General features: G+C 63.2%; 10 protein-coding genes and 1 tRNA gene. 8 read left to right on the top strand and 3 right to left on the bottom strand.

Annotation, left to right across the window (positions count from 1 at the left end):
- A partial coding sequence (locus ABYW26_RS04835) for a Glu/Leu/Phe/Val dehydrogenase (RefSeq protein ID WP_372603661.1) occupies window positions 1-1,327 on the bottom strand: 1,327 nt, incomplete at its 3' end.
- Window positions 1,328-1,606: 279 nt separating this feature from the next.
- Here ABYW26_RS04835 and ABYW26_RS04830 point away from each other — a divergent pair.
- Genes ABYW26_RS04830 through ABYW26_RS04820 form a run of 3 tightly spaced genes read left to right on the top strand, consistent with a single transcriptional unit; the run spans window position 1,607 to window position 4,520 of the window.
- Window positions 1,607-3,379 (top strand): TadE/TadG family type IV pilus assembly protein, encoded by a 1,773-nt coding sequence (locus ABYW26_RS04830; protein ID WP_372603660.1) that lies wholly within the window; start codon window positions 1,607-1,609, stop codon window positions 3,377-3,379.
- Complete coding sequence (locus ABYW26_RS04825) at window positions 3,376-3,933, top strand: TadE/TadG family type IV pilus assembly protein (protein WP_372603659.1); 558 nt, start codon at window positions 3,376-3,378, stop codon at window positions 3,931-3,933. Before ABYW26_RS04830 ends, ABYW26_RS04825 begins: the two co-directional genes overlap by 4 nt.
- A gap of 2 nt (window positions 3,934-3,935) precedes the next feature.
- Window positions 3,936-4,520, top strand: a complete 585-nt coding sequence (locus ABYW26_RS04820) for a hypothetical protein (RefSeq protein WP_372603658.1) — start codon at window positions 3,936-3,938, stop codon at window positions 4,518-4,520.
- Here ABYW26_RS04820 and ABYW26_RS04815 read toward each other — a convergent pair.
- Together ABYW26_RS04815 and ABYW26_RS04810 are read right to left on the bottom strand one after the other, a co-directional pair.
- Window positions 4,517-5,011 (bottom strand): hypothetical protein, encoded by a 495-nt coding sequence (locus ABYW26_RS04815; RefSeq protein ID WP_372603657.1) that lies wholly within the window; start codon window positions 5,009-5,011, stop codon window positions 4,517-4,519. The two genes, ABYW26_RS04820 and ABYW26_RS04815, sit on opposite strands and share 4 nt — an antisense overlap.
- Before the next feature lie 77 nt (window positions 5,012-5,088).
- Complete coding sequence (locus ABYW26_RS04810; protein ID WP_372603656.1) at window positions 5,089-5,676, bottom strand: TetR/AcrR family transcriptional regulator; 588 nt, start codon at window positions 5,674-5,676, stop codon at window positions 5,089-5,091.
- 125 nt (window positions 5,677-5,801) lie between these two features.
- Here ABYW26_RS04810 and ABYW26_RS04805 point away from each other — a divergent pair, with 125 nt between their 5' ends.
- The 5 genes from ABYW26_RS04805 to ABYW26_RS04785 all read left to right on the top strand — a co-directional run bounded on the left by ABYW26_RS04805 (window position 5,802) and on the right by ABYW26_RS04785 (window position 10,495).
- Window positions 5,802-6,053, top strand: coding sequence for a hypothetical protein (locus ABYW26_RS04805; RefSeq protein ID WP_372603655.1), 252 nt, complete (start codon window positions 5,802-5,804; stop codon window positions 6,051-6,053).
- Between the two features lie 81 nt (window positions 6,054-6,134).
- The gene (locus tag ABYW26_RS04800) at window positions 6,135-7,421 is read left to right on the top strand and encodes a homoserine dehydrogenase (RefSeq protein ID WP_372603654.1); all 1,287 of its coding nucleotides are present in this window, start codon (window positions 6,135-6,137) and stop codon (window positions 7,419-7,421) included.
- An 81-nt stretch (window positions 7,422-7,502) separates the two neighbouring features.
- Complete coding sequence (glpX, locus tag ABYW26_RS04795) at window positions 7,503-8,468, top strand: class II fructose-bisphosphatase (RefSeq protein WP_372603653.1); 966 nt, start codon at window positions 7,503-7,505, stop codon at window positions 8,466-8,468.
- A gap of 34 nt (window positions 8,469-8,502) precedes the next feature.
- The gene (gene recJ, locus ABYW26_RS04790) at window positions 8,503-10,242 is read left to right on the top strand and encodes a single-stranded-DNA-specific exonuclease RecJ (RefSeq protein WP_372603652.1); all 1,740 of its coding nucleotides are present in this window, start codon (window positions 8,503-8,505) and stop codon (window positions 10,240-10,242) included.
- A gap of 178 nt (window positions 10,243-10,420) precedes the next feature.
- Window positions 10,421-10,495: transfer RNA gene (locus tag ABYW26_RS04785), tRNA-Glu, on the top strand.
- Window positions 10,496-10,696: the final 201 nt, after the last annotated feature.

The following is a 10,696-nucleotide window of genomic DNA, read 5'->3' as shown; positions in this document are numbered from 1 at the left end:
GCATCGACTGGTAAGCGGTGCGCATCGTGTCATCCAACCCCGAGCGCACCAGTTCCAGTTCATCCGCGCCGCGCAGGTATTTTTCCTTGAAATGCGGGGTTGGCGACCATGTTTTGCCCAAGGCCACGGACAGGTTTTCCAGCTGATCGACGATCAACTGATGCCGCGCCTCTTCCTGACGGCGCTGCATCCGGCCGAAACGGATATGGCTCAGGTTCTTGACCCATTCGAAATAAGACACCGTAACCCCGCCGGCATTGGCATAGAGGTCGGGAATGATGACCGTGCCCCTGTCGCGCAGCACCTGATCGGCGCTATAGGTGATCGGGCCGTTGGCGGCCTCGATGATCAGCGGCGCGGTGATGCTATCGACATTGCCCAGATGAATCACGCCTTCGATCGCGGCGGGGATCAGGATGTCGCAATCGGCATGAAACAAGGCGCTGCCGTCTTCAATGAACTCGCCCTCAGGGCAACCGCGGACGCCGCCATGCTGGCGAATCCATTGCCCGACGCATTCGATATCCAGACCCTCGGCCCGGAACAGGCCACCATCGTGTTCGATCACGCCGATGATCTTGGCGCCGTCTTCTTCGGACAGGAATTTCGACGCGTGATAGCCGACATTGCCCAGCCCCTGAACCACGATCCGCTTGCCGTCCAGCGACCCGCCAAGGCGGGCAGCGGCGATGTCTTCGGGGTGGCGGAAGAATTCGCGCAGCGCGTATTGCACGCCGCGACCCGTTGCCTCGACCCGGCCCGCGATACCGCCGGCATCGGGCGGCTTGCCGGTGACACAGGCGCGGGCGTTGATGTCGGTGGTGTTCATCCGCGCATATTGATCGGCGATCCATGCCATTTCACGTTCGCCCGTGCCCATGTCGGGGGCCGGGACGTTTTGCGACGGATTGATCAGGTCGCGCTTGATCAGCTCATAGGCAAAGCGGCGGGTGATCATTTCCAATTCGTGCTCTTCCCACGCACGCGGATCGATCCGCAGCCCGCCTTTCGAGCCGCCAAACGGCGCTTCGACCAGCGCGCATTTATAGGTCATCAGCGCCGCCAGCGCCTCGACCTCGTCCTGATTGACCAGCGCCGCATAGCGGATGCCGCCCTTGACCGGCTCCATATGTTCGGAATGGACCGAGCGATAGCCGGTAAACGTGTGAATCTGCCCACGCAGCCGCACCCCGAAGCGCACCGTATACGTGGCGTTGCAGACGCGAATCTTCTCTTCCAGACCGGGGGGAAGCCGCATCAGCGATACGGCGTGATTGAACATCAGATCGACGGATTCCCGGAAACTGGGTTCTCGGTGGTTTTGCATGGCGCCCTCCCGTTGCCGGGCCGCCTGATCGGGTCCGGCAGTGTCAGACTACATGCGAAATCGCTTTGGTTCAGCAGTTTTATCCAGGCAACTCGATCCAGATTGTTATGCAGTTGGAAACACTTTGCCCGCCGCCGGGGATTTGCTGCAAAGCCGTGAAAACGCGCAAGGATTGGGCATCAACTCGCCCTAATTTGACCACATAGTTTAGAAATAACATCGCAAGCGGCAGAAGTGTCCGCCCGCAGGATCGCCTGCGGCACAATAAGGACGATCAGGATGTTTGGCGTTTCATGGAGCAATCTGAAATCCGCCCGGCGACAGAATTGGCGCCGTGCGGCGGTAAACCGTGCAAAAGGCTTTGGACAGGACGAGACCGGCTCGATCCTGATTTTCGCGCTTTGCATGCTGATCCTGATGATCTGGAGCGGCGGCATCGCCATTGACGTGATGCGGGTCGAGGCCAAGCGCACCCATCTTCAGAACACCCTGGACCGCGCGGTTCTGGCCGCTGCCGACCTGACGCAATCCGAAGACGCCAAGCTGGTCGTGACCGACTATTTCGACAAGGCCGGTCTGGCGAACTATCTGACCAGCGTTGTGGTCACCGGCCCCACCTCGGGCGAGGATCTGGCCTATCGCAAGGTTGCCGCGACGGCGAAAATCCCGGTGGATTCGATGTTCATGCATTTACTGGGCGTCGACACCCTGAACGCCACCGCCAGCGGTGCCGCCGAAGAGGGCATCACCGATCTGGAGATTTCGCTGATCGTCGACGTGTCGGGCTCGATGGGGCAGATTTCGACCTCGGGGAAATCCAAGCTGTATGAGCTTCAGGAAGCCGCCAAGGACTTTGGCTGGCACATGCTGTGCAACCCCAGCACATCGTATCTGAGCGGCGGCAACTGTTCGGTCGAACCGGGCAAAGTGTCGATCTCTCTGGTGCCTTATGCCGAACAGGTCGTCGCGGGCGCCGATCTGCTGGGTGCGATCAACGATTCAACGCTGACCCGCTATAGCGTGACCAACGAACACGCCAGCTCGAACTGTGTGACCTTCGATTACGCGGATTTCGACACGCCGCTGCTGTCGGTCGCGGACGAGATCAAGCGCACCGGCCATTTCGACCCGTGGAACGACGCAAGCGCCTCGCCGTCGCGCTGGACCTGCGTCGCGGATTCGAAAGACAACTGGCGCATCCTGCGGCCCTTTGTCGGCCACCATTCGGACCTGAATTACCTGATAAACAACCTGCGCTCGGGCGGGAACACCTCGATCGATATCGGGATGAAATGGGGTGTCGGCCTGCTGGACCCCGATCTGCGCCCGGTGATTTCCGATCTGGCCGATCCGGCACGGACCGGTGGTGCGATCTCGGTCGATCCCGAATTCACCGACCGCCCCTATGATTACGACAGCAAGCAGTCGATGAAGGTCATCGTGCTGATGACCGACGGTGTGAACACCGACCAGCACTATCTGAAAACGCCCTATCGCTATGGCGACTCGCCGATCTGGCGCAACTCGGATCTGGCGGACCGGTATTCGATCTATAACGAGACCACGGGCAAATATTACTATCCCTATAACAGCACCTGGAACGACTTTCCCTTCGGTGACGATGACGGCCGCGAAGTGACGGTCGAGAACACCAAATGCACCGGCAGCAAATGGTGGCGCGGGCGGCAATGTACGACCACCTTTGAAACGACCGTGGTCGATCAGCCCGGCTATGCCATCCAGATGACCTACCCCGAAGTGTGGGAGACCTTCACCACCGAATGGTATGCTCAATGGTCGTGGCTGGAGGATCCGGTCCTGTCCAACGGCAACGCCGAAAAGAACACCCGGCTGCTGAACATCTGTGATGCGGCCAAGGCCGAAGGCGTGGTCATCTATACCATCGGGTTCGAAGTCACCTCGGACGCCAACGGGGTCATGCGCCAATGCGCCACCACGGCGGGCCACTATTTCAACGCGAATGGCTGGAACATCGCGGATACGTTCACGATCATCGCCAACTCGATCAATAAACTGAGGCTCACACAATGAGCACGCTTTCCCGCATTGGCCGACGGCTGTCGCAGGGGTTGCGGCGCGAGGATGGCTCGGCGGCAGTTGAATTCGTGCTGTTCGCCCCGACCTTCGTGTTCCTGTTCGTCAGTTGCTTCGAAGTCGCCTTTATCAATATCCGTCAGGTCATGCTGGACCGCGCGCTGGATCTGACCGTGCGCGAATTGCGGCTGGGCCGCTGGCCGAACCCGACAATCGCGCTGGTGAAAGACGATATCTGCAGCCACGTCGGCAACCTGATCTCCGATTGCTCCAACCAGTTGATGATCGAACTGACCCCGGTGCCGCGCAGCAACTGGCAATTGCCCGATCCGGGCGCAACCTGTGTCGATCGCGCCGCCGAAATGCAGCCCGCAACCACGTTCGACGCCGGGTCCGAGAACCAGATGATGATCGTGCGGGCCTGCCTGCTGGTCGATCCGTTCTTCCCGGGCACTGAACTGGCCCTGATGCTGGAAAGCAATCAAGGTGACGGCCACGCGATTGTTGCGGTCTCGGGCTTTGTCAACGAACCCTTCGCAGGGGGAAGCTGAGCATGTGGTTGAACCTGAAATACGAACTGACCCGGTTCTGGCGCGAAGAAGACGCCAGCATGATCGCCGAGGGCGTGATCGCCCTGCCGACACTGGCGTGGTGGTATGTCGGCAGTCTGGTGTTCTTTCAGGCCTACGAGGCCCGCAACATCAACATCAAGGCCGCCTACACGATCAGCGACATGATCAGCCGCGAGGATGGCGCGGTAAACGCGAACTATATCGAGGGTCTGGACAACGTCTTTACCTACATGACCAGCGGCGAAGGCACGGATCAGGCGATCCGGGTGACGTCGCTGTATTGCTCGACCAATTGCGATCAGACCGACGCGACCCGGACCCTGAAAATGGACTGGTCCTATGGCACCGGCGGCAAGGGTGTTCTGGTCGAGGCCGATATGGCAAATTATGCACAATACGTGCCGCTGATGACGCAGGGCGACCGCGTGGTCATGGTCGAGACCTTCTCGACCTATTCCGCGCCGTTCAATGTCGGCCTGTCTGACAAGGATTTCACCAATATCGTCGTGACCCGGCCGCGTTTCGTGCCGGTGATCTGTTTTACCGGCACCAACTGTAACGGTTAAATGGCGTCCTCGTCGCTGGCATCACGCTGGCGCAGCAGCGCCTGAATCATGTCGGCCATGGCGCGGGTCTCGGCCGGGGTGGTGACCCCGCCGACGCCGGCGCGACGGCCCAGCCGCCACCAGATCCCCGGCGCCCAGACCCGCCCGTCCGAGCGGCGCAGTTCCAGCATGAAGCCATTGGTCGGCTTGGCGGCAAACGTGCCCCGGTTCACCCGCGATATGTCGTCGATCAGGGCCACGCTGCGCCCGTCGCCATCGAACAGGCCCTCGGGCGTCAGGATCAGCTTGCCGGTGGTGGCGCGGCGCATCTTTTCCGCCATCGCAAGGCTAAGCGCGCCAAAGGCCAGCAGGAACAATTGCCAGCCAAACGCATCAAAGCTGCGGGTGAAGCCCAGAAAAATCAGCATCCCACCCAACAGCAGCAAACATCCCAGCCCGAACATGCGGCGGGCGGGCGAGGCGGTCAGCGTGGCAAGAACCTGATCGGTCATGGTGTCCTCCGGACAATGTCATTTTCAGCCTTAGCACCGGAACGCGCCGCTGTCCCCGGCAAAGCACCCGCCACAGGTCAGGCGCCCACCGCCTTGCGCACCATGTTCCAATAGATGCGCTCAACCCGGTCGCGGCTGAGGCGGCCGTCATCGCGATACCATGTCGTCACCCCGGTCAGCATGGCGATCACCGCCAGCGTTGCCAGCTTGGTGTCGGGCAAGGTGAATTCGCCGCTGTCCTTGCCATCGCGCAGGATATTTTCCAGTTCGGTCTCGTAGGTTTTGCGCAGGACCTCGATCACCTCGAAATTCTGCGGCTCAAGATTGCGCAGTTCCATATAGGCGATGAACACCGCGTCGGGCCGGTCCAGATGGAACGCGATATGAAACCGGGTAAAGGCCTCAAGCCGCTCGGTCGGGGTCTGCCCCTTGTCAACGGCAGTCCAGGCGGCGAACAGGTCGTCCAGATGGGTTTTCATCAGGTCGAACAGCAGGCTTTGCTTGTCGCGGGTATAATTATACAGCGCCCCGGCCTGCACCCCGACCTCGGCCGCGATCTGCCGCATCGACACCGCCGCATAGCCATGCCGCGCGAACAGGGTTTGCGCCGCGTTCAGGACCAGAGGGCCGGTGATTTCGGAATGAGAGCCGGTTTTGCGTGCCATGGCCCCACAGTATATGAACGGACGTTCAGTTCAATCCCCCGAACCGCCCCGGCAATCGCGCCCGGACGTCTTGCCCGCCCGCCGGGCAGGGGCTAGGGTAAGCCGCATCCAAGATGGGGAATCTGATGCGGCGCATTCTGGCGATATTGGCGGTTGCGGGGCTGGCGGGATGCGGCAGCTTCCCCGAGGTCGATGCCGCGATGCGCGCCCGCGATCACAGCACCAGCTATCCCGAATTATTGCCGCTGGAACAGGTCACCGGGGACGAGACCGCCTTTCGTCTGGATGCCCAAAGCGCCGATCAGCTTCAGGCTCGCGCCCGTGCCTTGCGCGCCCGCGCGGCGGCTTTGCGCGCGCGGCCGCTGGATGAGGCCTAAGAACGCCTGCGGACTCGTTGCAAGCGGCCTCACAACAGGATAACAGACGCCCGTTACACTGTTCTGCGGGAGTCCCCTGACATGACCACCCCCTTGCGCCTTGGTATTGCCGGGCTTGGCACTGTTGGTATCGGCGTTGTGAAAATCATTCAGGCCCATGCGGACCTGTTGACCGAACGCAGCGGCCGCCCCGTGGTGATCTCGGCGGTCTCGGCCCGGTCGCGCAGCAAGGACCGCAGCGCCGATCTGTCGGGCTATGCCTGGGAAACCGACCCGGTGGCGCTGGCCACGCGCGACGATGTCGATGTGTTCGTGGAACTGATGGGCGGCGCCGATGGCCCGGCCAAGGACGCAACCGAGGCCGCGTTGGACGTGGGCAAAGATGTGGTCACCGCCAACAAGGCGATGCTGGCCCATTACGGTCAGGAACTGGCCCAGACCGCCGAAGCCCAGGGCGCCGTGATCCGGTTCGAGGCCGCCGTCGCCGGCGGCATCCCGGTGGTCAAGGCGCTGACCGAAGGTCTGGCGGGCAATGAAATCCGCCGGGTCATGGGCGTGATGAACGGCACCTGCAACTATATCCTGACCCGGATGGAAAGCTCGGGCCTGCCGTATGAGGACGTGTTCGAAGAGGCCAAACAACTGGGCTATCTCGAAGCCGACCCGACGCTCGACGTTGGCGGCATCGACGCCGGTCACAAGCTGTCGCTGCTGGCCTCGATCGCCTTCGGCACGCAGGTGGCGTTTGACGCGGTTGAACTGGAAGGCATCCAGCGCATCTCGATCGAAGACATTCATCATGCCGCCGATATGGGCTTCAAGATCAAGCTGCTGGGTGTGGCCCAGATGACCGGGCGCGGTCTGGAACAGCGCATGTCGCCCTGTCTGGTGCCCGCGACCAGCCCGCTGGGCCAGTTGGACGGTGGCACCAACATGGTGGTGATGGAAGGCGACGCCGTCGGCCAGATCGTGCTGCGCGGCGCCGGGGCCGGTGAAGGCCCGACTGCCAGCGCCGTGATGGCCGATATTCTGGACATCGCGCGCGGCTATCGGATCTCGACCTTCGGCAAGCCCGCCGCCCGCCTGACCCCGGCCAAGGCCGCCAAGGCCACCGCCCCTGCCCCGTATTACCTGCGGATGGAGCTGCAGGACAAACCCGGCGCGCTGGCCAAGATCGCAACCGTGCTGGGCGAGGCCGGAATTTCCATCGACCGGATGCGCCAATACGGCCATGCCCGCGAATCCGCGCCGGTGCTGATCGTGACCCACAAGACCACCCGCGACTCGCTGGATCACGCGCTGTCCGGCTTTGCCGCGACACAGGTCGTGATGGGCGAGCCGGTCGCGATCCGCATCGAAGAGGTGTAATCGCGCCCCCCGCCTTGTGCCACAGGCCCGTCACGGGCTAGGAATACCGCAACACTTGATGATCCCAGACAGGAAACTCCGATGACCGACACCGCCGATTTCAACGACCGTATGCTTTCGCTGGGGCTGGCCCGCGTTTCCGAAGCGGCGGCTGCGGCCTCGGCGCGGCTGGTCGGCCGTGGCGATGAAAAAGCCGCTGACCAAGCGGCGGTGAACGCAATGCGCGATCAGCTGAACATGCTTGACATCAAAGGCGTGGTGGTGATCGGCGAAGGCGAACGCGACGAAGCCCCGATGCTGTATATCGGCGAAGAGGTCGGCACCGGCGACGGCCCGGCGGTCGATATCGCGCTGGACCCGCTGGAAGGCACCACCCTGACCGCCAAGGACATGCCGAACGCGCTGACCGTGATCGCCATGGCGCCGCGCGGCTCGCTGCTGCATGCGCCCGACACCTATATGGAAAAGCTGGCCATCGGGCCGGGCTATCCCAAGGACGTGGTCAGCCTGGACATGAAACCGGCCGCGCGCGTCCGCGCTCTGGCCAAGGCCCGTGGCTGTGCCGACAGCGACATCACCGTCTGCGTTCTTGAGCGCCCGCGCCACGAGGACATGATCGCCGAGATCCGTGAAACCGGCGCCGCGATCCGCCTGATCACCGATGGCGACGTTGCCGGCGTGATCCATTGCGCCGAAGCCGACCTTACCGGCATCGACATGTATATGGGCACCGGCGGCGCCCCCGAAGGCGTGCTGGCGGCCTCGGCCCTGAAATGCATGGGCGGTCAGATGTGGGGCCGTCTGGTGTTCCGCAATGACGACGAAATCGGCCGCGCCCGCCGCGCCGGGATCAAGGATCTGGACAAGGTCTATTCCCGCGACGAACTGGTGACGCAGGACGTGATCTTTGCCGCCTCGGGCGTTACTGACGGGTCGATCGTCAAAGGCCTGAAGCGCGAGCCGGGCTATGTCACCATCGAGACCATCCTGATGCGCTCGAAAACCGGCTCGGTGCGCCGGATGATCTATCGCACCCCGGTGAAGTAATTCTGGCCGGGCACCCCACGCGGAGGCAGGACTGATGGCCTTTCTCGGGGTTGAACGGTCTCTGACAGGGCGGCGCTGGATCGGACCGGACGCCGCTCAGGACCGCATGGCTTTGGCCATGGCCCAAACCACGCGCCTGCCGGACCCGGTGTGCCGGGTTCTGGCCCAGCGCGGCATCCCCCCCGAAGAGGCGCAGGCGTTTCTGGCGCCCTCGATCCGCGACACCCTGCCTGACCCGCTGACATTGCGCGACATGGGCGTGGCGGCGGAACGGTTCCTTGCCGCCGTCGCCGCCCGCGAAAAGATCGCGGTCTTTGCCGATTACGATGTCGATGGCGGCGCGTCGGCGGCGCTGTTGCTGACATGGCTGCGCGACATGGGCCACGCGGCGACCCTGTATATCCCCGACCGCATCGACGAAGGCTACGGCCCGAATGAACCGGCCATGCAGGCACTGGCCGCCGATCACGACCTGATCATCTGTGTCGATTGCGGCACCCTGTCCCACGGCCCGATCGCGGCGGCCAAAGGCGCCGATGTCATCGTCCTGGACCACCATCTGGGCGGCGAAACCCTGCCCCCCGCCCTGGCGGTGGTCAACCCGAACCGGCAGGATGAAACCGGCGATCTGGGCCATCTCTGCGCCGCTGCGGTGGTGTTCCTGATGCTGGTCGAGGCCGGGCGGCAATTGCGCGCGCAGGGCCGCAACGGGCCTGACCTGATGGGCTTTCTCGATCTGGTGGCGCTGGCCACGGTGGCCGATGTCGCACCCTTGATCGGGGTCAACCGGGCGCTGGTGCGGCAGGGGCTGACGGTGATGGCGCGGCGCGCCCGCCCCGGCCTTGTGGCGCTGTCTGACGTGGCGCGGATGGACAAGGCGCCGACCTCGTATCACCTTGGGTTCCTGCTGGGGCCAAGGGTCAATGCCGGGGGCCGGATCGGTCAGGCCGATCTGGGGGCGCGGCTGTTGTCCACCGCCGACCCGCATGAGGCAGCGGCGCTGGCCGAACGGCTGGACCAGTTGAATACCGAACGCCGCGAGATCGAAGCCGCCGTGCGCGAAGCCGCACTAGCTCAGGCCGAGGCCCGCGGGCTGGACGCGCCGCTGGTCTGGGCGGCGGGCGAAGGCTGGCATCCCGGCGTCGTCGGCATCGTCGCCAGCCGCCTGAAAGAGGCCACCAACCGCCCCGCCGTGGTGATCGGTCTGGACGGGGACGAGGGCAAGGGATCGGGGCGGTCGATCTCGGGCGTCGATCTGGGCGCCTCGGTGCACCGTCTGGTCAACGAGGGCCTCTTGCTGAAGGGCGGCGGCCACAAGATGGCGGCGGGTCTCAGCGTGGCCCGTGACCGGCTGGACGACGCCATGGCGCGGCTGTCCGAGCTGTTAGAGAAACAGGGGGCCGGGCTGGCCGGGCCGGCCGATCTGCGGCTATCGGGCCTGCTGATGCCGGGCGCGGCGACGGTCGAACTGATCGAACAGATCGACGGCGCCGGCCCGTTCGGCGCCAGCGCCCCTGCCCCGCGCTTTGCCTTTGCCGACATGCAGATCGGTTTTGCCAAGCGCGTCGGTGAAAGCCATCTGAAGATCAGCTTTGGCGACGGGATGAGTCCCCGGCTGGACGCCATCGCCTTTGGCGCGTTTGATTCCGGCCTTGGCGCGGCGCTGAATGACCACGGCGGCGCGCGCTTCCATCTGGCCGGGCGGCTGGAGATCAACACATGGCGCGGCCAGCACCGGGTGCAGTTGCGGCTTGAGGATGCGGCCCGCGCATAAGCGCCAGTTTTCAGACCATAATTTGCCAGCCTGCCGGGGAAATTTCGACCACCGCCGCGCCCTGCCCAAACCTGAAAATCCATAAACGAACAAAGGCCGCAAATTTCGCCGGTTTTTACCAAATACCCCCTTGCACAGGCAGCGCATTATCCGTAATACCCCCCTCACGCAAAGCGATGGCCCGTTCGTCTATCGGTTAGGACGCCAGGTTTTCAACCTGGAAAGAGGGGTTCGACTCCCCTACGGGCTGCCATTTTCCTTCTGCAGATTATTGATCTCATCCAATAATCCGCGGATTCAAAAATCCCCACCCACGATCTACCAAAGACTGATTGATGCCTGAGAGCGGCCTTTTGGGCGCTGTGACAGGCTGGGAACGACGCAGCATTCGTGAACGCCCCGCTTAATACAACGACTGGTTGTTCAATGATTGACGCCGAAGCGCAGGTCGCAG

Origin of the sequence: Actibacterium sp., from assembly GCF_041584535.1 — a bacterium.
Taxonomy (GTDB): Bacteria; Pseudomonadota; Alphaproteobacteria; order Rhodobacterales; family Rhodobacteraceae; genus Actibacterium_D.
Note: the sequence above shows the minus strand (reverse complement) of the source record. Positions and strands in the feature narration are given on the sequence as shown.